Source organism: Microbacterium sp. SA156 (genome assembly GCF_049065455.1).
Lineage (GTDB): Bacteria > Actinomycetota > Actinomycetes > Actinomycetales > Microbacteriaceae > Microbacterium > Microbacterium barkeri.
In genome coordinates, this window is the sequence record NZ_JBAKGU010000001.1 from 375,706 (window position 1) to 394,971 (window position 19,266).

19 protein-coding genes and 1 pseudogene are annotated in these 19,266 nt (G+C 72.0%); 13 read left to right on the plus strand and 7 right to left on the minus strand.

Annotated features, from left to right (window positions below):
• Window positions 1-16: 16 nt before the first annotated feature.
• On the plus strand, window positions 17-526 hold the full coding sequence (locus tag ACOWU6_RS01605) for a pyridoxamine 5'-phosphate oxidase family protein (RefSeq protein WP_271173715.1): 510 nt from the start codon (window positions 17-19) through the stop codon (window positions 524-526).
• Window positions 527-545: 19 nt separating this feature from the next.
• On the opposite strand, the gene ACOWU6_RS01610 is transcribed toward ACOWU6_RS01605, so the two are convergent.
• Window positions 546-1,472, minus strand: a complete 927-nt coding sequence (locus tag ACOWU6_RS01610) for an alpha/beta fold hydrolase (protein WP_421074484.1) — start codon at window positions 1,470-1,472, stop codon at window positions 546-548.
• Between the two features lie 58 nt (window positions 1,473-1,530).
• Between ACOWU6_RS01610 and ACOWU6_RS01615 the strand changes: the two genes are divergently transcribed.
• The 3 genes and pseudogenes from ACOWU6_RS01615 (at window position 1,531) to ACOWU6_RS01625 (ending at window position 3,065) form a co-directional block, all read left to right on the plus strand.
• Window positions 1,531-2,148, plus strand: a complete 618-nt coding sequence (locus ACOWU6_RS01615) for a TetR/AcrR family transcriptional regulator (RefSeq protein ID WP_324014446.1) — start codon at window positions 1,531-1,533, stop codon at window positions 2,146-2,148.
• Window positions 2,148-2,348: pseudogene (locus ACOWU6_RS01620) on the plus strand (putative quinol monooxygenase); the annotation flags it as partial. The gene ACOWU6_RS01615 and the pseudogene ACOWU6_RS01620, both read left to right, overlap by 1 nt.
• Window positions 2,349-2,522: 174 nt before the next feature.
• Entirely contained in the window at window positions 2,523-3,065 is a 543-nt protein-coding gene (locus ACOWU6_RS01625) for a mismatch-specific DNA-glycosylase (protein WP_421074546.1), read from the plus strand.
• Between the two features lie 15 nt (window positions 3,066-3,080).
• Here the strand turns inward: ACOWU6_RS01625 and ACOWU6_RS01630 are convergent, their stop codons facing one another.
• Window positions 3,081-4,961, minus strand: coding sequence for a penicillin-binding transpeptidase domain-containing protein (locus tag ACOWU6_RS01630; RefSeq protein ID WP_421074485.1), 1,881 nt, complete (start codon window positions 4,959-4,961; stop codon window positions 3,081-3,083).
• 136 nt (window positions 4,962-5,097) lie between these two features.
• On the opposite strand from ACOWU6_RS01630, the gene ACOWU6_RS01635 reads away from it, so the two are divergent.
• Complete coding sequence (locus ACOWU6_RS01635; protein ID WP_421074486.1) at window positions 5,098-6,414, plus strand: cytochrome P450; 1,317 nt, start codon at window positions 5,098-5,100, stop codon at window positions 6,412-6,414.
• A 52-nt stretch (window positions 6,415-6,466) separates the two neighbouring features.
• A complete protein-coding gene (locus ACOWU6_RS01640) occupies window positions 6,467-7,084 on the plus strand; it encodes a class I SAM-dependent DNA methyltransferase (RefSeq protein ID WP_271173710.1) in 618 nt (205 codons plus the stop codon).
• Window position 7,085: 1 nt separating this feature from the next.
• Here ACOWU6_RS01640 and ACOWU6_RS01645 read toward each other — a convergent pair whose 3' ends face one another.
• Window positions 7,086-7,565 (minus strand): DUF2231 domain-containing protein, encoded by a 480-nt coding sequence (locus ACOWU6_RS01645; RefSeq protein WP_271173709.1) that lies wholly within the window; start codon window positions 7,563-7,565, stop codon window positions 7,086-7,088.
• Between the two features lie 83 nt (window positions 7,566-7,648).
• Here ACOWU6_RS01645 and ACOWU6_RS01650 point away from each other — a divergent pair, with 83 nt between their 5' ends.
• The 3 genes from ACOWU6_RS01650 to ACOWU6_RS01660 all read left to right on the plus strand — a co-directional run bounded on the left by ACOWU6_RS01650 (window position 7,649) and on the right by ACOWU6_RS01660 (window position 9,408).
• Complete coding sequence (locus tag ACOWU6_RS01650) at window positions 7,649-8,155, plus strand: sigma-70 family RNA polymerase sigma factor (RefSeq protein WP_271173708.1); 507 nt, start codon at window positions 7,649-7,651, stop codon at window positions 8,153-8,155.
• Window positions 8,152-8,835 (plus strand): zf-HC2 domain-containing protein, encoded by a 684-nt coding sequence (locus ACOWU6_RS01655; protein WP_282979541.1) that lies wholly within the window; start codon window positions 8,152-8,154, stop codon window positions 8,833-8,835. The genes ACOWU6_RS01650 and ACOWU6_RS01655 overlap by 4 nt, the downstream gene beginning before the upstream one ends.
• A 63-nt stretch (window positions 8,836-8,898) precedes the next feature.
• Window positions 8,899-9,408: a hypothetical protein gene (locus tag ACOWU6_RS01660; RefSeq protein WP_421074487.1), complete on the plus strand. Its 510-nt coding sequence runs from the start codon at window positions 8,899-8,901 to the stop codon at window positions 9,406-9,408.
• Between the two features lie 47 nt (window positions 9,409-9,455).
• On the opposite strand, the gene ACOWU6_RS01665 is transcribed toward ACOWU6_RS01660, so the two are convergent.
• Window positions 9,456-10,439, minus strand: coding sequence for a bile acid:sodium symporter family protein (locus tag ACOWU6_RS01665; RefSeq protein ID WP_324014453.1), 984 nt, complete (start codon window positions 10,437-10,439; stop codon window positions 9,456-9,458).
• Window positions 10,440-10,549: 110 nt separating this feature from the next.
• Here ACOWU6_RS01665 and ACOWU6_RS01670 point away from each other — a divergent pair, with 110 nt between their 5' ends.
• A complete protein-coding gene (locus tag ACOWU6_RS01670) occupies window positions 10,550-12,115 on the plus strand; it encodes a sodium-dependent transporter (protein WP_271173704.1) in 1,566 nt (521 codons plus the stop codon).
• The gene (locus tag ACOWU6_RS01675) at window positions 12,112-12,255 is read left to right on the plus strand and encodes a MetS family NSS transporter small subunit (RefSeq protein WP_271173703.1); all 144 of its coding nucleotides are present in this window, start codon (window positions 12,112-12,114) and stop codon (window positions 12,253-12,255) included. The genes ACOWU6_RS01670 and ACOWU6_RS01675 overlap by 4 nt, the downstream gene beginning before the upstream one ends.
• A 232-nt stretch (window positions 12,256-12,487) precedes the next feature.
• Here ACOWU6_RS01675 and ACOWU6_RS01680 read toward each other — a convergent pair whose 3' ends face one another.
• Window positions 12,488-13,984: an MDR family MFS transporter gene (locus ACOWU6_RS01680; protein ID WP_421074488.1), complete on the minus strand. Its 1,497-nt coding sequence runs from the start codon at window positions 13,982-13,984 to the stop codon at window positions 12,488-12,490.
• A 151-nt stretch (window positions 13,985-14,135) separates the two neighbouring features.
• On the opposite strand from ACOWU6_RS01680, the gene ACOWU6_RS01685 reads away from it, so the two are divergent.
• Entirely contained in the window at window positions 14,136-16,010 is a 1,875-nt protein-coding gene (locus ACOWU6_RS01685; RefSeq protein ID WP_421074547.1) for an ABC transporter ATP-binding protein, read from the plus strand.
• Window positions 16,011-16,223: 213 nt separating this feature from the next.
• On the plus strand, window positions 16,224-17,105 hold the full coding sequence (locus ACOWU6_RS01690) for a hypothetical protein (RefSeq protein WP_421074489.1): 882 nt from the start codon (window positions 16,224-16,226) through the stop codon (window positions 17,103-17,105).
• A 116-nt stretch (window positions 17,106-17,221) separates the two neighbouring features.
• Here the strand turns inward: ACOWU6_RS01690 and ACOWU6_RS01695 are convergent, their stop codons facing one another.
• Both ACOWU6_RS01695 and ACOWU6_RS01700 read right to left on the minus strand, forming a co-directional pair.
• Complete coding sequence (locus ACOWU6_RS01695; RefSeq protein WP_421074490.1) at window positions 17,222-18,109, minus strand: glycosyltransferase family 2 protein; 888 nt, start codon at window positions 18,107-18,109, stop codon at window positions 17,222-17,224.
• A gap of 34 nt (window positions 18,110-18,143) precedes the next feature.
• Entirely contained in the window at window positions 18,144-19,265 is a 1,122-nt protein-coding gene (locus ACOWU6_RS01700) for a cysteine desulfurase family protein (protein ID WP_421074491.1), read from the minus strand.
• Window position 19,266: the final 1 nt, after the last annotated feature.

Below are 19,266 nucleotides of genomic sequence, written 5' to 3' on the forward strand. Positions count from 1 at the left end.
CGAGCGGATCGGCGCGGTGGTGCGCCGCCGGGGCATCCGCGCGCACCGCGCATCCGTCGACGTCTGGCTCGACGTCGCTCGCGCGACGATGCGCGCTCGCTACTGCCTGTGCATCACCGACGCACCGGGTGGGCCGCGGGCCCGCGCTGTGCAGCCCTTCCGGCCCGATGACGACCTCGTCGTGCACTTCGGGACGTCGCCGCACAGCCGGAAGGCTGCCGAGATCCGCCGGAGCGGAAGAGTCGTCCTCTCATACCTCCGTGAACGCGACGGTGCCTGTGTCACCGTCCGATGCGCGGCGGAGATGCTCGAGGACGCAGCCGCCCGCCGCCGCTGGTTCATGCCGTTCTGGCGAGCCTTCTGGCCGGCAGGACCGGACGACCCCGCGTTCGTCGTGGTCCGGTGCGTCCCCTTCGAGATCGAGCTCTGGGACGCGCGGCGACGCGTCACACCACCGCCGTTCGGCCTCGCGCAGGCCCGCCTCGTGCGCGATCCCGGCGGGGAGTGGCGCATCGCGGCGGCGTGAGCGGCGCGCCGCGAGCCGATCAGCGGATGGCGTCCGCGACGGCGTCGGGATGGTCGAGGTGGGGGATGTGCCCGGCGGCCGGCACGACGACGACGCGGGCCGCGCTCATCTGCGCGGCGAGGGCGCGTGCGACGTCGGGGGAAGCATGGATGTCGGCATCGCCCCACACGAAGGCGGTCGGCACGTCCGCGGCGACCAGGAGAGCGTCCACGCGCGCCGCCGGCTTCCAGCCCCGCGCGTCGGCGACGGAGCGGATCACCGCTCGGCTCGCCTCTCTCGCGCCCGGGAGGTTCACGCCCGCGAGGGCGACCGCGAGCACATCGTCGGCGATCCGCGCGGGGTCGGCCACGTAGGGCCCGAACATCCTTCTGCGCACGGCCTCCGGATCGCGCAGGGGCAGGCGCGAGACCGCCTTGCCCACGCCGGGGACCGTCCACAGGCGCAGAAAGAGCCCGATGTCCGCGAACAGCCCGCCGGCGCTTCCCGCCAGCGTGAGCCCCGCCACGCGATCGGGGTGAGCGGCCGCGAACCGGATCGTCGCGAAGCCGCCCATCGAGCAGCCGACGAGGCGGACGCGAGCCGCCCCGATGGCGTCGACGACGTCGAGCAGCCAGCTCGCGCAGGCGCGACCCCAATCGTCGATCGGGGAGGGGAGCGGATCCGAGAGGCCGAAGCCCGGGGTGTCGACGATCGCGACCCGACCCGTGACGCGCGGCGCGACGTCCGCCCACTCCGCGCTGTTCCCCACGCCGCCGTGGACGAAGACGGTGACCTCGTCGCCGCCGCCGGATGACAGGAGATGGATGCGGCTCCCGTCTCTGCGGATGACCTGGTGCTCGTCCAGCTCGAGACCGCGACGCGCGAAGAGCTCGCGCCGGAGGAGGCGAAAGCGCTCGAGGCGCCCGCCGAAGGCGTGCTGTCCGACCGGAGCGAGAGTGGGGTCCACGATGACCTCCCGAGTTTCGTTACAACGTAACGTAACGATGTGACGATAGTCTGTCAAGGTGGGACGACCCAGACGGTACGGCGCCGAGACCGAGGCGGACCTGCTCGAGGCGGCCGAGCAGGTGCTTGAGGAGGGCGGGCTCGCGGCTCTGTCGGTGCGCGCCCTCGCCGAGCGGACCGGCGTCACGACGCGTGCGATCTACAGCGTGTTCACCTCCAAGGGCCACCTCCTCGCGCGGCTCGCTGTGCGAGGGTTCGACCTGCTCGGGCGCCGCGTGGCCGAGCTGCCCGTCACCGACGATCCGGAGGCAGACCTCGTCGAGGCCGGACTGGCGCTTCGCGCGTTCGCCGCGCGTCATCCGGCCCTCTACGCTCTCGCCTTCGGTCTCGACCGCCCGACGGCAGACGACGCGCCGTCGGCGGAAGCGGCGCGGGGTGAGGCGCTCGCCGAGCTCCGGGCACGCGTCGCGCGGGTCGGCGGCTCGGTCGACGAACCGGAACTGGGGGCGCAGGTCCGCGCGTTCCACGCCCTCTGCGAGGGGCTCGCGGCGCTCGAGCGCCGGCGCGCTCTGCAGGGGGAGCAGGCCTGGCGCACGGCGCTCGCGGTCTGCGTCCGCGGCATCGCAGCCCCGCGGGCGCGCGTCGCGGACGCGCGCCCGACTGGCCGGGGGGCCTGATGCCCATCGTCCTCACGGGACACCTCCTCTGCGCGACGCCCGCCGAGGCCGAGCGCGTCGATCGCCACCTTCCCGCGCATCTCGCGGCGACCCGCGCGGAGCCGGGGTGCCTCGCGTTCCACGTGCGCCCGACCGCGGACCCCCTCGCGTGGCAGGTCGACGAGGTGTTCGCGGACGAGAGCGCCTTCGCCGCCCATCGGTCGCGGATGGCCCAGAGCAGCTGGGCGCGCGCGACCGCGGGGATCGAACGCCGCTATGTCACGCGCGAGGGCGTGCCGCCCGTGCTCGGGGAGCCGAGGCGTCCATCGCCACTCGGCGGGCGGCGGCCGCGTGCGGACGACCTGCGGCGATTCGCGGCGGATGACCCGCGGGCGATGGACGATGTCCTGCCGGCGGACCCAGAGGCCCTGCGGATGCTCATCGTCGGAATCAACCCGGGCCTCTGGACCGCTGCGGTCAACGCGCCGTTCGCCCGTCCGGGCAACCGGTTCTGGCCGTCTCTGCAGCGCGCCGGTCTCACGGACCGCGCGGTGGACGCATCGACAGGGCTGTCGGGTGAAGACGAGCAGCAGCTGCTCGGCCGGGGGATCGGCGTCACGAACCTCGTCGGCCGCGCGACCGCCCGCGCGGACGAGCTCAGCCGTGACGAGCTGAGGGCGGGCGGTCGCCGCGTGGTCGCGCAGGTCGCGCGCCTCCGGCCCCGCGTCGTCGCGGTGGCGGGCATCACGGCCTTTCGCGCGGCGTTCTCGCTGCCGAAGGCCAGGCTCGGCGCGCACGACCCACCCCTCGCCCTGGGATGGCCCGACGGCGTGGCGCTCTGGGTCGTTCCTCAGCCGAGCGGGCTCAACGCGCACGAGACGATCGACTCGCTCGCGTCGAAGTGGCGCGAGGTCTGGGCCGCTGCGGCCCGAGCCTGATCGGGCCGTCGCGGGTCACCAGCGCTCGAAGAAGGCCTGAAGCAGCGGTCCGGCGGTCTCGGCGCCCGACTTCCCGTCCTCGACGAACACGGCGACCGCGAGGTCGCCGTGCGTGCCGACCATCCAGCTGTGCGTGGGGTGCGAGCCATCCTCGCCGGGCTCGCCGTACTCCGCCGTGCCCGTCTTCGCACCGACGTCGCCGATGCCGTTCAGGAAGGTCGCCGAGCCCTCGGTGACGACCGCGCGCATGAGGGTCTGCAGCGCGGTCGCCTCGTCTGCCGTGAGCGGATCCGCCGGCTCGGCGTCGCCCGTCCGGCCCGCGATCAGATGCGGCACGACGGTCTCGCCGGCCTGGATGGACGCGGCGACCGTCGCCATGGCCAGGGGCGTGGCGATGATGCGCCCCTGTCCGATGAGGTCCGCCGCGCGCTCCGTCTCGCTCTCGGGCTCGGGAACCCGGCCGAGCCCGGCCGGGTAGCCGAGGTCGATCTCGGAGCCGAGCCCGAGGGACGCGGCAGCGGAGGCGAGCGCGCCGTCGGCGATCCGGTCTCGGGCGCCGATGAGCGCCGTGTTGCAGGAGTTCGCGATCGCGGTGCGGAAGGTCACGTCGCCCAGCGCCGAATCCGGGTAGTCGTCGTAGTTCTTGAACGTGAAGCCGTCGACCTCGATCGTCTCGGGGCAGGAGAGCACGTCGTCGAGAGCGACGCCGGATCGCAGGAGAGCGAGCGAGGTCACGAGCTTGAAGGTCGAGCCCGGGGCGAACTCGCCGGTGGTCGCGAGATTGAGGCCCGCATTGCCCTGGCCATTCGCCGCCGCGAGGATCTCGCCGGTGGACGGGCGGATGGCGACGATCGCGCTCCCCGGCGCGTCCTCGCCGCCGAGGCCGCCGAGGATCTCCTCGGCGTGCATCTGCATGGCGGGATCCAGGGTGAGCGCGAGCGGCTCACCGTCCTCGCCGGGCCACTCCGCGAGCGTGCGCCGCTCGTCCTCGGCGCCGACCGCTTCGATGACGGTGGTCGGCGTTCCGCGAAGCTGACGGTCGTGCTGCGCCTGCAGGCCGGAGAGCCCGACCTGGTCGCCAGCTCGCACGGCGCCCTCGGAGTCCTCGACGATCTCGGCCGTCGCCTCGCCGACGGTGCCGAGGATCTCGCGCGCGAACGTGCGCGTCGGCGCGAGCGGGATCTCGTCGGGCACGACGAGTGCGCCGGGGATGCTCGAAAAGGCGGGATCGACGTGCTGATCCTCCTCGCCCTCGCGCACGACGATCGCCTGCACGAAGGCCTCAGGGCCGGCGCTCTCCGCGGATGCCCGGAAGGCGGCGGGATCGATGCCGACGGCGGACGCGATCCGCTCCGCCGAGGCGCCGACCTCCTCCGCCGGGATCGCGGTCTTGTCGAGGCCATACCGGCCGACCGGGCGGTCGGTGACGATGGGGGCTCCGTCACGTCCCAGGACCTCGGCGCGCGGGGAGAAGGTGCGCTGGATCTCGATCCGATCATCCGGTCCGAGTTCGGGGATGAGCGTCTCGGGCGTCCAGTCGACGGCCCATTCGTCCTCGCCTTCCACGAGGGCGGCCGTCGTGTCGTAGGTCCACTCGTGGCCGTCGACATCCCAGCTCCAGTGCAGGGCGACGGTCGCCTCGGCGCCGTCCCGCTCGACCTCGTCGGCCGACACCTTCACCGCGTAGTCCGCGAGCGGGGCGATCTGCTCGTCGAATGCGGCGGCCGCGTCCGGCTCCGTGAGCGCGACGCCGTTGAGCGTCCGCTCGGACAGGGCCTGGGCGAGGTCGTCCGCCGCGGCGCGGGCGGCGTCTTCGGCGCCGTTCGTGCACGCGGCCAGAGGGAGCAGCAGCGCGAGGAGCGCGACGGCGGCGCCGCGTTTCGGGGAGAGGGGCATGGAGCAGTGGTCCTTCCGAGCGAGCGGGCGTCCTCCGTCATCCTGCCATGTGGATATGACGCGTCCTCCGATAGCACACCGCCGTGCTCGGCGCCGCCCCCTGGAGGGGCGCGTTGATCCCTGAGACGGTGGGAGCATGCGGACATCTCGACTCGGCAACCTGCTGCACGACGACTCCCTGTCCTTCCTCCTGCGCGGGTACGACTTCGGCTCGCACATCTGGAGCCGCGTGCGCGACGGTGCGCGGTCCGCGCCGATGCGGCTCCTCGGCGACGAGACGCTCTTCGTGCGCGGCCCCGAGGGCGTCGCGGTCTTCTACGACGAGAGCCGCATCGCGCGGCACGGGGCGATGCCCGCGATCGTGCAGGAGTCGCTCTTCGGGCACGGCTCCGTGCACAGTCTCGACGGCGAGGCGCACCGGCATCGCAAGGCGACCTTCGTCGACGTCGCCTACGAGGACGCGCAGGTGGAGAGGTTCGGCCCGCACCTCGAGGGCGAGTGGCGCACCGAGCTCGAGGCATGGCGCGACGGCGGCACGCGCTCGGCCTACGATGCCGCGGTCGGCGCGTTCGGGCGTGCGTCGATGCGATGGGCGGGTCTGCCCGGCACGGCCGACGCCCAGACGCGTTGGGCGGGGCGGCTCGCCCAGATCGTCGACGGGTTCGGCTCGCCCTACTCGCCTGCCTATCTGCTCGCGCTCGCGAACCGGCTCTGGTCGGATCGCCATGCCGAGCGGCTGATCGCGGCTGTCCGCGCCGGCGAGCTGAAGGCCGAGACGGACACCGCGCTGCGCGCCTGGGCGGACCACCGAGAGCCGGATGGCGCACTCCTGCCTGCGCGCACGGCCGGCATCGAGCTGCAGAACAGCATGCGGCCGATGATCGCGGTCGCGCGCTTCGCCGCGTTCGCCGCGAAGGAGCTGCACGAGCGACCCGCGTGGCGCGAGCGCATCGCCGAGGAGACGCGAGAGCGGGGCTCGCTCGTGGGCGGCCCGCTCGCGACGATGTTCGCGCAGGAGATCCGGCGCACCGCGCCGTTCGTGCCGATGCTCCCCGGCTGGGCCATCGCCGACGTCGAGCTCGACGGCCGCCGCGTCGCCGCAGGCGGACGCGTCGTCCTCGACATCCTCGGGACGAACACCGACGAGCGCTCGTGGGAGCGCGCCGACGAGTTCGATCCGGAGCGGTTCGCGGGCGTCGAGGACTACGAGGCCCTCGCCGCGTTCGTGCCGCACGGCGGCGCGGATGTCGCGACGGGGCATCGGTGCCCCGGTGAGAAGCTCGCGATCGCCGGTCTCGCGACCGCGATCGCCGCTCTCAGCGACCCGCAGGTGACCATCCTCGGCTCCGGACTGGAGGTCAATCGGAGGAGGCTCCCGACGATGCCCGCGTCGGGCGGGCGCGTCCGGCGCTGCCCGTTCCACTCCGGCGCGGCGGGACCCGGGCCGGCGTAGCCTCGATCGAGGCCGGGCCCCGCCGGGCGGCTCGCGCGAGAGGAGGAGCCGGATGACCGTGATGCCGTCGGATGTGTCGGTCCGCGACGCGTACACCGCGCGCGCGGACGAGTACGTGCGGCTGCTCGGATCGGTGGACGCCATGGCGCCCGCGGACGAGCGGCGCATCACCGCCTGGGCGCGGTCTGTCGATGGCCGGATCGTGGACGCCGGCTGCGGGCCCGGTCACTGGACGAAGCACCTGCACGATCTCGGGTGCGCGGTCGAGGGCGTCGATCTCGTCGACGCGTTCGTGCGCAGCGCGCGCGAGCGCTTCCCTGACGTGACCTTCCGGCGCGGGGATCTTCGCGACCTCCGCGTCGACGATGGCTCTCTCGGCGGCATCCTCGCGTGGTACTCGCTCATCCATCTCGACCCCGCGGAGATCCCGGCGGTCCTCGCCGAGTTCGAGCGCGCTCTGACGCCGGGAGGCTCGCTGCTCATCGGGCTCTTCGACGGGGCCGACATCGAGCCGTTCCCGCACAAGGTCGTGACCGCGCACCGGTGGCCGGCCGCCGAGATGCGGCGCGCTCTCGAGGCGGCCGGGTTCGCGGTCACCGACATCGAGCAGCGGGCCGATCCGGGCGCGAGGCCGCATGCGGCGATCGTCGCCGTGCGCCCGCGGCGCTGACTCAGCCGCCCCAGACGGCGCGCGCTCCCGCCTCGCCCGCGAGGACGACCGAGACCGTCGCTCCCGATGCGGTGACGAGAGCGAGACCAGCGATCGTGACGCCGACGACGCGATCGCGACGAGAGGCCTCGCGCGTGCTCGCGCCATCCGCCGGGCGCCGCCGGAACCAGAGCCATTGCGCGACCGCGACCACGGCCATCCCGATCGTCCAGGGAGGGACGAGCACCGCGAGCGCCTCGTGGCGCGCGACCTGAGGCAGCGGACCGACGACCTCCTTGAGCGCTCCGCCCGACACGACCGCGACGTACACGAGCACGACGGTCACGACGGCCGCGAGGGGCGTCACGGCGCCGAGTCGTCGACGCGCCGACGGGAGGATCGCACCCAGCACGAGCGCGAGAGCCGTGAGGGGCACGAGCACGACCGTACCGTGCACGACGAGCGGATGGAGGGGGAGGCCGGCGACCTCGAACGGGTTCATACTCGGAACACGGGATGGCGGGGCGAGCGGTTCAGATGAACCCGGGCACCGCGCATCTCGTTGCCTCAGTGGGGAGGTGTGCGATGCCGGGCGATGACGCGACACGACTGGGTGCGCTGTTCGACGCGCACGCGGCCCCGGTGTGGCGCTACGTCGTCCACCTCACGGGAGATCGCGCGGGCGCCGACGATGTCGTCCAGGAGACGCTCCTGCGCGCCTGGCGCACGCCGCGCATCCTCGCGCAGGATCCGGAGACGGCCCGCTCGTGGATGTACACGGTCGCGCGGCACATCGTCATCGACGAGGCGCGCAGCGCGCGGCATCGCCGTGAGATCGCGGTCGCCGAGACGCCGGAATCGGCTGTGCGGGACGCGACCGACGCGATCTTCGACGCCCTGCTCATCGAGGAGGCGCTCGGCGTCCTCTCGGATGCGCATCGCGACGTCGTCGTCCGCGCGTACTTCGGCGGCCTGTCGACCGTCGAGATCGCCGCGGACCTCGGCATCCCGGAGGGCACGGTCAAGTCCCGGCTGCACTACGGGCTGCGGGCGCTGCGCCTCGCGCTGCAGGAGAGAGGGGTGACGCGATGAACGCCGATCACGAGCGGTTCGCCGAGTGGGACGCGGCCTACGTGCTGGGCGCGCTGAGTTCGGCCGACCGCGCCGCGTTCGAGGCCCACCTCGTCGAGTGCGAGCGCTGTCGGGCGGCGATCGCCGACCTCGCTCCGATCGTCGGGCTCCTGTCTCGGGTGGAACCCGACCGAGGCCGCGGTCTGATCGAGGCAGAGCGCGTCAGCGACGGGCCCGACGCCGCTCGTCGCGCGCAGCTCGTCGCGCTCGGCGCACGCCGCTCGCGACGGCGCCGGCGCGCGGGCGTCGCGGTCGTCGCCGCGCTCGCCGCTGTGCTCGTCGCGGTGCCCGTCGTGGTGACCGTCACGCAGCCGCAGAGCACGGTGGTCGCGATGGCGCCCGTCGGATCGGCGCCGCTCGAGGCGTCGGTGGAGCTCACCGAGGTGGCGTGGGGCACGCGCATCGACATGACGTGCGCGTACGGACACGGCCCCTCCGACCGCGAGTGGCGCTACACCCTCGTCGTCACGGCGGCAGACGGCACGGAGAGCGCGCTGTCGACCTGGCGGGCCACAGCCGGATCGACGGCCCGCCTGAGCGCCGGCACGGCCCTCGCGCCCGACGAGATCGCGAGCATCGACATCCGCTCGTCGACGACGGGCGACGTTCTCATGCGCGCTGCGCCGCTGAAGGGGAAGTGAACCCGACGCGCCTGCGGATCGTGTCCCCGGTGACTGAACCGCAGTCGTGAACGGAGGATCGCCATGTTCCGCAAGCACGTGATCAGGTCGGCCGTGTGGGGAGGGGTGCTCGTGCTCGCGCTCGCCGGCTGCTCGGCGCCCGCCGCCGAGCCCGAGGAGGAGCCGTCCGAGTCGGAGTCCTCGGAGCCCATGACCTCGCCCGATGAGATGACCGGCGACGGCACGACCCTCATGGTGGCCGAGTCGCCGCTCGGCGAGATCGTCGTCGACGGCGAGGGCATGACCGTCTACATGTTCGACCAGGACACCCAGGGCGCCGGGGTCAGCACCTGCGAGGGGCAGTGCGCCGAGAACTGGCCTGCCGTGACCGTCGAGGGCGACCTGCCGGAGGTGGAGGGCGTCACCGGCGAGGTGGGCACCATCGAGGGCGTCGACGGCGAGACGCAGGTGACGCTGAACGGCTGGCCGCTCTACTACTTCGCGGGCGATGCCGCAGCCGGGGACGTGAACGGCCAGGGCGTCAACGACGTGTGGTGGGTGCTGTCTCCCGCGGGTGAGCGGATGGCCGAGTAGCGGACGGCCGCGCGCTGGCGGGGCGGTTCCCGCCAGCGCGCGGATCGTCAGCGCTCGCGCACGGGCTCGGGCGCTGACGGCTCGTCGGTCACGGGTCGGCGGCCCATGACCATCGCGAACAGCGCACCCGACAGGTTGTGCCAGACGGAGAACACCGCCGCGGGCAGCGCCGCGAGCGGCGAGAAGTGCGCGGCCGCGAGCGATGCGGCCAGCCCGGAGTTCTGCATTCCGACCTCGATCGAGATCGCGCGCCGCTCGCGCTGGGTCATCCCGAGCGCGATCGCGGCGAGGTAGCCGAGCAGGAGCCCCAGGCCGTTGTGCAGCACGACCGCGAGGAACACGATGAGGCCGGCCTGGACGATCCGATCCGCGCTGCCCGCCACGACGGCCGCGACGATGAGCGAGATCGCGATCGTGGAGAGCCACGGGAACCATGCCTGCACGCGCTCCACGAACGCGCGCAGGAAGAGGCGCACGACGAGGCCGGCGATGATCGGCAGCAGGACGGTCTGCAGGATCGACACCATCATCGAGCCGAACGGCACCTCGAGGAACGTGCCGGCGAGCCACAGCGTGAGCAGCGGGGTCATGATCGGCGCGAGCAGCGTCGAGCACGTCGTCACGGTGACCGACAGCGCCGTGTCGCCGCGTGACAGGTAGGTCACGACGTTCGACGCCGTTCCGCCCGGGGCGCATCCGACGAGGATGACGCCCGCCGCGAGCTCGGGCGGGAGGCCGAGCGCGAACGCGATGAGCCACGCGGTCAGCGGCATGATGAGGTACTGCAGCACGACTCCCACGAGGACCATCCACGGGCGCTTCGCGATGCGCGCGAAGTCGGGGAGCGTCAGGGTGAGACCCATGCAGAACATGATGAATCCGAGCAGCCAGGGCACTGCGGGCCCGAGCACGGGCGCGGCTCCCGGCAGGAGGAATCCGATCACCCCGGCCACCAGCACGAGGATCGGGAAGACCGTGACCGCGCGCCGTGCGGCGCGGTCGGGAGCGGAGGATGCAGTCGGCTGGCTCATCCGATCAAATCTGCCATATCCAGGTGAGCCACCTGTGCGTCTGCTGAGCATGTTGCTACGCTCGCTCGATACTGAGATGGCGTGACAACCGCCCAGTGAAGGGATACAGAATGTCTCGCACGAACACGGCCGGCGCCGTTCCGGCACGCGAGGTGTGGACCGGTCAGATCGGCTTCATCCTCGCCGCGCTCGGGTCGGCTGTCGGCCTCGGAAATATCTGGCGCTTCCCCGGCGTCGCCTACGAGAACGGGGGAGGAGCCTTCCTCATCCCGTATCTCGTCGCGCTGCTGACCGCCGGCATCCCCATCCTCTTCCTCGACTACGCGATCGGGCACCGCTTCCGCGGTTCCGCCCCGCTCGCCTTCCGACGCCTCGCGGGGCGCGTGGGCGAGAGCATCGGCTGGTTCCAGGTGATGATCTGCGTCTTCATCTGCATCTACTACACCGCCGTGCTCGCCTGGGCCTCGAGCTACTTCGTCTTCTCGTGGGATCTGCGCTGGGGGTCCGATCCCACCGCGTTCTTCGTCGGGGAGTACCTGCAGGTGGCGGCAGAGCCGATCACCTTCGAGTTCGTTCCCGGTGTGCTGATCCCGCTCGTCCTCATGTGGGTGGTCGCTCTCGTGGTGCTCGGCGCGGGCGTCGTGAAGGGCGTCCAGCGCGCGAACGTCATCTTCATCCCTCTGCTCGTGATCGGGTTCCTGATCCTCGTCGTTCGCGCCCTGTTCCTCCCCGGCGCGATCGACGGGCTCACGGCGTTCTTCACGCCGGATTTCGCGGCGCTCGCCGACCCATCCGTGTGGATCGCGGCGTACAGCCAGATCTTCTTCTCGCTGTCCATCGCCTTCGGCATCATGGTCACGTACGCGTCCTACCGCCGCCGGCGTGTCAACCTCACCACTCCCGGCCTCGTCGTCGCGTTCGGCAACTCGTCGTTCGAGCTGCTGGCGGGAATCGGCGTCTTCGCGACGCTCGGGTTCTTCGCGTTCGAGCAGGGCATCCCGGTGGCGGAGCTCGAGGGGCTGACCGGCGTCGCGCTGTCGTTCATGACCTTCCCCGCGATCGTCTCGCAGATGCCGGGCGGCGAGTGGTTCGGCGCCCTCTTCTTCGGCGCACTCGTGCTCGCCGGCCTCACCTCGCTCATCTCGATCCTCGAGGTGATCATCGCGGCCGTGCGAGACAAGTTCGGCCTCACGCGCTCGCAGGTCGTCTACGGTCTGGGGGGAGTGCTCGCGGTCGTCTCGATCCTGCTCTTCTCGACCACGTCCGGCCTCACCGCGCTCGACACGGTCGACAACTGGGCGAACAACATCGGCATCGTGGCCTCGGCGATCATCGTCTCGATCGTCGTGCTGTGGGTGCGTCGAGCCGGCCCCGAGCTCGCGTCGCACCTGAGCACCCTGTCGACCTTCAAGGTCGGCCGCGTGTGGCTCTTCCTCGTCTCGATCGTCGCGCCCGTGGTCCTCGCGTACATGCTCGTCTCGAAGATCGTGGAGCTGCTCGTCGACGGATACAGCGGCTACCCCGTGACCTACCTGGGAATCGTCGGCTGGGGATCGGTCGCCATCATGGTCGTCGGGGCGATCGCGCTCACGGGCGCACGGTGGCGCCATGATCCGGAGAAGTTCGAGCCGTGGCCGGCGACGGACGCCGTGTCGCTGAAGGGAGACCTGCGATGACCGCCATCGCGACGCTGTTCTTCATCATCGCCGCCGTCCTCATCTGGGGCGGGCTCGTCGCGAGCATCGTCTTCCTCTCGTCGAAGCCCGAGGTGCCGGCGTATCCGGACGGCGCTGTCGACGACGAGGGCGATGACTGACGCTCCGGAGCCCGGGTCCTCTCGCGGGCGTAGCATGGTCGGCATGTCCACGACCGAGGAGACCAGGGCGACGCCGCTCGTCCCGCTGCTGACCGCGTCCGCGGAGGACGCCCCCGCATGCGCCGACGGCGCGTGCAGCTGGCCGGGTGTGCAGTCGTCCTGACCTGAGCGCACAAGAGGAGAGGGCCCGCGACCATGGTCGCGGGCCCTCTCCTCTTGCGTGCGAGGGAGCTCAGTGGCCGTGGCCGCCGGGCATGCCCTCCTGCTCCTCGGGCTTGCGCACGAAGAACGACAGCGCGACCGAGACGAGCGAGATGATCGCCGCGATGAGGAAGGCCGTTCGCGCGCCGGGGGCGCCGGCTGCGGCTGCGGGCACGCCCGCCTCCTCGCCCGCATGGAGGATGCTCGAGTAGGTCGCGATGAGGATCGCGACGCCCGCCGCGCCGGCGACCTGCTGCAGCGTGTTGAGCACGGCAGAGCCATGCGAGTAGAGGTGGCGCTCGAGCGATCCGAGCGAGGCCGAGAACAGCGGCGTGAACGACATCGCCATGCCGACGGACATGGCCGTCTGCACCGCCATGAGCAGCCACCACGGGGTGTGCTCGCTCACCGTCGCGTACACGAAGATCGCGGCAGCCACGATGATCGTGCCGGGCACGAGCAGCGTGCGCGGGCCCTTCGCGTCGTAGATCCGGCCCATGATCGGCCCGAGGAGGCCCATGAGCACGGAGCCCGGGAGGAGGATGAGGCCCGACTGCAGCGCGTCGAGGCCCACGACGTTCTGCAGGTAGAGCGGCAGCAGGGTGAGCGAGCCGAACATCGTGAGGGCGATGAGCGCCATGATCACGATGGAGATCGTGAAGTTGCGTGACTGGAACACGCGCAGATCGAGCAGCGCGTCGTCGATGCGCTGCAGCTTGAGCTGACGCATCACGAAGACCGCGAGCATGACCAGGCCGACGACGAGCGCGATGGCTCCCGACGCGACCGGCGAGATGCTCGCGCCGCCGTCTGCGGCCGCGCCGTGGGCGCCCCCGCCGAACTGGCTGAGGCCGTACACGATCCCGCCGAAGGCGATCGCCGACATGATGACCGACGGCACGTCGATCGGCGCCTTGCGCGTCTCGCCGAGGTTGGTCATCCACTTCGCGCCGATGAGGAGCGACGCGAGCGCGATCGGCAGCACGATCCCGAAGATCCAGCGCCAGCTGAGCGTCGTCAGGATCGCGCCCGACAGGGTCGGGCCGATCGCCGGTGCGAGCGAGATGACCATCCCCACGCGGCCCATCATGCGGCCGCGGGACTGCGGCGGGACGACGTTCATCATCGTCGTCATGAGCAGCGGCATCATGATGCCCGTGCCGGCGGCCTGGATGACGCGTCCGAGGAGGAGCACGACGAAGCCGGGCGCGATGAGGCACACGAGCGTTCCGAGCGAGAACGCGATCATCGCCGCGAGGAAGATCTGGCGCGTCGTGAAGCGCTGGAGCAGGAAGCCGGTCGTCGGGATGACGACGGCCATCGTGAGCATGAAGGCGCTCGTGAGCCACTGGCCCAGCTCGGGCGCGAGCCCGAGGTCCGCGTTGAGGTGCGGGATGGCGATGCCCATCGTCGTCTCGTTGAGGATCGCCGTGAAGGCTGCGATCAGCAGCAGCCAGATGACGCGCATGCCCTTCGGATCGATCTCCTGCTGCTGTGCGCGGATGGCGCCGGTGTCGGTAGACGTCATGAGACTCCTGGAGAGAGAAGAGGAAGGCCGGAGGCGGAGGGGAGAAGGGTCTCCGCGCGAACGTTACAGCTTAACGGCGACATTCCCGTTGCCATTCCCGATCCGATCGGATCCACCAGCTCCGAGCATATGTATGCTCTTTGACATGAGTATGGGGCGGGGCATGGGCGGGCGCGGCGGCGGCAAGCCGATCGACGAGGCGGCGCAGCGGAGACTGAACGCGCAGGCGCCGCGCGTGCCCGGACTCGGGCGCCGCGTCGTGGCGCTCTTCCGCCCGTATCGCGGTCGCATCGCCGCGACCGCCGTCCTCGTGATCGTCGGCGCGGCGCTCGGCGTCGTGCCGCCCCTTGTCATCCAGCGGGTGTTCGACGATGCTCTCTTCCCCGTCGACGGCGGGCCCGTCGACATCCCGCTCCTCGTGCGCCTCGTCGCCCTCATGATCGCCCTCTACCTCCTGAGCGCGATCGTCGGCGTGGCGCAGACGTGGTTCACCTCGAACGTCGGCAACCGCGTGACGGGCGACCTGCGCGTCCGGATGTTCGATCACCTCCAGGCGATGGAGCTCGGCTTCTTCACGCGCACGAAGACGGGCATCATCCAGTCGCGCCTGCAGAACGATGTGGGCGGCGTCTCGAGCGTCCTGACGAACACCTTCACGAGCATCCTCGGGAACACCGTGACGGTCATCGCGTCGCTCGTCGCGATGATCCTCATCGACTGGCGGCTGACCCTGATCGCCCTCGTCATCATGCCGGTGCTCGTCGTCGTGCAGCGTCGCGTGGGCCAGGTGCGCGCACGCATCGCGGCGCAGACGCAGCAGTCGCTGTCCGAGCTGACCGCGATCACGCAGGAGACGCTGAGCGTCTCGGGCATCCTCCTGTCGAAGTCGTTCAACCGCCAGCGCACGGAGTCCGCTCGCTACGCCGAGGAGAACGCCAACCAGATCCGCCTGCAGATCCGCCAGGCGATGACGGGGCAGGGGTTCTTCGCGGTCGTGCACGTGCTCATGGCCTCCGTGCCCGCGGTCATCTACCTCGTCGCGGGCTTCCTCGTCGCGGGCGACGCCGGGATGATCACGGCGGGCACGATCGTCGCCTTCACGAACGTGCAGGCACGGCTGCTGCAGCCGCTCACGAGCCTCATGCGGGTCGCGCTCGACGTGCAGACATCGTTCGCGCTCTTCGCGCGCATCTTCGAGTACCTCGACCTGAAGCCCGCGATCGCCGACGCGGCCGACGCCGTCGACGTGGAGGACGCCCCGGGCCCGGTCGGCCGCGTCGAGTTCCGCGATGTCTCGTTCCGCTATCCGGACGCGGCGGGCGACACCCGCCCGACGCTGCAGGGCGTGTCGTTCGCGGTGGAGCCGGGCGAGCACGTGGCATTCGTCGGCCCGTCGGGCGCAGGCAAGACGACCGTGCTCTACCTCACGCCGCGGTTCTACGAGGCGACGGATGGCCAGGTGCTGTTCGCCGGCGAGGACGTGCGCCGGCTCAGGCAGGAGTCCATCGTCGACCACGTCGGCATCGTGTCGCAGGAGACGTACCTCTTCCACGCGACGGTGCGGGAGAACCTGCGCTATGCGCGCCCGGATGCGACGGACGAGGAGATCGAGGACGCGTGCCGGCAGGCGAACATCCACCACATCATCGCCGGTTTCGAGGACGGGTACGAGACCGTCGTGGGCGAGCGCGGCTACCGTCTGTCGGGCGGTGAGAAGCAGCGCATCGCGATCGCCCGCGTGCTCCTCAAGGACCCGCCCGTGCTCCTCCTCGACGAGGCGACGAGCGCGCTCGACACCGTCTCGGAGCGGATCGTCCAGGAGGCGCTCGAGAATGCGGCACGCGGCCGGACGACCATCTCGATCGCCCACCGCCTCTCCACCGTCATCGACGCCGACACCATCCACGTCGTGGACGGCGGCCGCATCGTGGAGTCGGGCACGCACGCGCAGCTCGTCGCGGCAGGCGGCCTCTACGCCGAGCTCGCCGCCGAGCAGCTCGCTGCGACCCGCGTCCTGGAGGACTGAAGCCAGGCGGGCTGCCCTGCTCTCATCCGTGCCCGTGTTTGCCTCGATCGGCCGGTGAGAGCAGCGGATGGCGGCCACTCGCGGCAAGGACCGGTGCGGGCCCCGGCCGTGCCCCGGTCACGGCTCGTGCACAGGGGGCGGAGGGCGGTGCGGCGGTGCCGGAGGGTGTGGATGCGCGCATCCGACCACTCCGTCGTGCGCGAGCCTCGCTCCGTGAGCTCACGACCATCCGATCTCCCACGTCATCTCCGTGGGCGTGCGTTCCGCCTCGCGGACGCACCCGAGGTGTCGCGTCGCCGGTCCCGCGCGTCGGATCTGTGGACGCCCGTTCGAGGCGCGCGCCTGCCCATCGACCAGCAGGGGCTGGCGAGCATCTGCCACGCGGTCGCGCTCTCGCTTCCGGCGGGGGCGGCGTTCAGTCACACGACCGCGGCGGTCCTCTGGGGGCTTCCCCTTCCGCTCGGGCAGCAGGCCGAGCGCACCGTGCACGTGACGACCCCGACGGGCACGCGCGCCCGGCGCGGCCGCCTGATCATCGGCCACCAGCGGGAGCTCGCGGCCGACCAGGTCCGGCAGCGACGCGGTCTGCCGCTGACGTCGCCGTCGCGCACCTTCTGCGACCTGTCGGAGATCCTCGACCTCGACGATCTCGTCGCGGTCGGCGATCGCGTCGCCCACGACCACGGCGCGGCCGCCATCGAGGCGGAGCTCGCGCGGCGTCCTCGGAACAGGCAGTCGCGCGTCCTCCGCGAGGCGGTCGCGCTCATCGACGACCGTGCCGAGTCGCCCAAGGAGACCGAGCTGCGACTGCTGCTCGTCCGGGCGGGATTCGGGCCCTTCGCGGCGAACTTCGTCGTGCGCGATGCGTCCGGCCGCTTCATCGCGCGCGTGGACCTCGCACTGCCCGCGCAGCGGATCGCCGTCGAATACGAGGGCGATCATCACCGGGATCGGGACCAGTGGCGCCGAGACCTCGCGCGGCGGCGTCGTCTCGAGGCACTCGGCTGGATCTACCTCCCGGTGACCCAGGCCGACCTCTCCGACCCCGCGGACCTGCTCGCGGACCTGCGCGCCGCGGTCGCGCGGCGTGGGTGAGAGGCGACATCCCTTCGGGCGTCTGCCGCGTCCGGCCGGTGAGAGGGGCGGATGGCGGCCACGCGCGGCAAGGACCGGGCCGGAGAACGCGGGAGGTGAGGCTTGGGGGATGGGGGCTAGGCGCGGTGCAGCGCCTCGACCTCGGCGGCGAACGCGTCGAGGTCGGAGCGAGTGGACGCGTCCGCGATCGCGGAGAGTCGAGGGATGTCCATGCGCAGGATCTGACCCGCCCGGGCACGCTGCGCGGCGCCGTGGCCGGTGAGCACCGCGAGGCCGTCGCGCATCGCGGCGAGGCACGCGCGGAAGACGCGGGGGTCGGCCTCGTGCTGCGTGATCGAGCTCCCGTCGGCGCGCACGCGCCACTGGACGACGACGTCGGGGACCGTGTCGATCGCACGCGCGGCCGTGTACATCCGCTGAGCGATCGCCTGGTCCTCGTAGAGCGCGTTCTCGGGAAACCGCAGGTCGTGCGCACGCCAGAAGTCCGTGCGCGAGACCTTCGACCACGCCACGACGTTCCCGGTGACCTCGGGGTGCGCGTCGAGCGTGACGCCGACGCGCCGCGGGCTCGTCGAGGCGGAGACCCACGGCTGCACCTCTCCCGCCGTGTACGACCCTCCTTCGGGCCACAGGCGCACGTACGCCCCCACCGCGACGTCGCTTCCGGATGTCTCGAGCGACCCGACGAGCGTCTCGAGCGCGCGCGGGAGCATGATGTCGTCGCCGTCGAGGAAGCCCAGGTACGGCGTGTCCACGTGCGCGAGCGCCGTGTTGCGCGCCGCGCCCAGCCCCTTGCGTCGCGGATGCCGGATGACCCGGAAGCGATCGTCGCGCGCGGCGAACTCCTCGAGCACGCGGCCCGTGCCATCGGTCGACGCGTCGTCCACGAGGATCGCGCGCCAGCGGGTCAGGGTCTGCGCGCGCAGCGAGTCGAGCGCCTCGGCGATGTATCCCTCGATGTCGAAGCCCGGGACGACGACGGTCACGAGGGGAGCGGTGGTCACCGGATGAGACTATCGGCGCACGGGGACACCGGGGTCAGACCGCCGCAACCGCAGCGGCGACCGCGTCGGCGACGGCGTCGAGCGAGCCCTCGTGGCGGTGCGCGAGCGTGAAGCGGACCGCGGTCTGCGCCTCCTCGGGCAGGACCCCGAGCGCGACGAGGACGTGCGACGGCTCGTCGCTTCCCGCGGCGCAGGCCGACCCGCTCGACGACACGACGCCGCGGCGCTCGAGCTCGAGCAGCACGGCCTCGCCGCTCGTGCCCGCGAAGGTGAAGCTCGCCGTGCCGGGGAGGCGCCGGGTCGGATGGCCGGTGAGGCGCGCCGAGGGCACGAGCGCGAGCACCCGTGAGATGAAGGCGTCGCGGATGGCCGCCACGCGCCGAGCGCTGTCGGCGCGCTCGGCGTCGGCGAGCTCGAGCGCCGTCGCGAATCCGACGGCATCCGCGACCGCCTCGGTGCCGCTGCGGCGTCCGCGCTGCTGGCCGCCGCCGTGGAGGAGCGGCTCGATCGGGATGCGTCCGCGCACGGCGAGGACGCCGGTGCCGGGCGGTGCCCCGATCTTGTGGCCGGCGAGCGCGATCGCGTCGGCGCCCGTGTCGGCCAGCGGCAGCCATCCCGCCGCCTGCACGGCGTCGAGGTGCAGGGGGACGCGGCGCCCCGCGAGCGCGTCGGCGATGCCCCGCGCGTCCTGCACGGTGCCGATCTCGTTGTTGGCGAGCCCGATCGACACGAGCGCGGTGTCGTCGCGGAGGGCTGCGGCGACGTCGTCCGGCCGGACGAGGCCGTCCGCGTCGACGGGGAGGAGGGTCACCTCGAACCCGTGGAGGCGGCGGAGGTAATCGGCCGAGGCGAGGATCGACTCGTGCTCGATCGGCGTCGTCACGACGTGCCGTGCACGCGGCGCAGCGCCCAGGGCGATCCCCTTCACCGCGAGGTTGTTCGCCTCGGTTCCGCCCGAGGTGAAGACGATGTCGCCTCGGCGCATCCCGAGCACGGCCGCGACCCTGGCGCGGGCGTCCTCGAGAGCGCGCGCGGCTCGCTCGCCGACCGTGTGGTGGCTCGACGGGTTGCCGAATGCGCGCGTCAGGTGGGGCTCCATGGCCGCGAGCACCTCGGGCCGCACGGGCGTCGTCGCGGCGTTGTCGAGGTAGAGCACG

Bases quoted from the DNA above. Each gene is read 5' to 3' on its own strand.
- ACOWU6_RS01655 (WP_282979541.1), top strand. From the start codon at position 8,152: ATGAACGCCGATCACGAGCGGTTCGCCGAGTGGGACGCGGCCTACGTG.
- ACOWU6_RS01670 (WP_271173704.1), top strand. From the start codon at position 10,550: ATGTCTCGCACGAACACGGCCGGCGCCGTTCCGGCACGCGAGGTGTGG.
- ACOWU6_RS01625 (WP_421074546.1), top strand. From the start codon at position 2,523: ATGGACGATGTCCTGCCGGCGGACCCAGAGGCCCTGCGGATGCTCATC.
- ACOWU6_RS01650 (WP_271173708.1), top strand. From the start codon at position 7,649: ATGCCGGGCGATGACGCGACACGACTGGGTGCGCTGTTCGACGCGCAC.
- ACOWU6_RS01645 (WP_271173709.1), bottom strand. From the start codon at position 7,565: ATGAACCCGTTCGAGGTCGCCGGCCTCCCCCTCCATCCGCTCGTCGTG.
- ACOWU6_RS01640 (WP_271173710.1), top strand. From the start codon at position 6,467: ATGACCGTGATGCCGTCGGATGTGTCGGTCCGCGACGCGTACACCGCG.
- ACOWU6_RS01635 (WP_421074486.1), top strand. From the start codon at position 5,098: ATGCGGACATCTCGACTCGGCAACCTGCTGCACGACGACTCCCTGTCC.
- ACOWU6_RS01630 (WP_421074485.1), bottom strand. From the start codon at position 4,961: ATGCCCCTCTCCCCGAAACGCGGCGCCGCCGTCGCGCTCCTCGCGCTG.
- ACOWU6_RS01660 (WP_421074487.1), top strand. From the start codon at position 8,899: ATGTTCCGCAAGCACGTGATCAGGTCGGCCGTGTGGGGAGGGGTGCTC.
- ACOWU6_RS01680 (WP_421074488.1), bottom strand. From the start codon at position 13,984: ATGACGTCTACCGACACCGGCGCCATCCGCGCACAGCAGCAGGAGATC.
- ACOWU6_RS01665 (WP_324014453.1), bottom strand. From the start codon at position 10,439: ATGAGCCAGCCGACTGCATCCTCCGCTCCCGACCGCGCCGCACGGCGC.
- ACOWU6_RS01675 (WP_271173703.1), top strand. From the start codon at position 12,112: ATGACCGCCATCGCGACGCTGTTCTTCATCATCGCCGCCGTCCTCATC.
- ACOWU6_RS01685 (WP_421074547.1), top strand. From the start codon at position 14,136: ATGGGGCGGGGCATGGGCGGGCGCGGCGGCGGCAAGCCGATCGACGAG.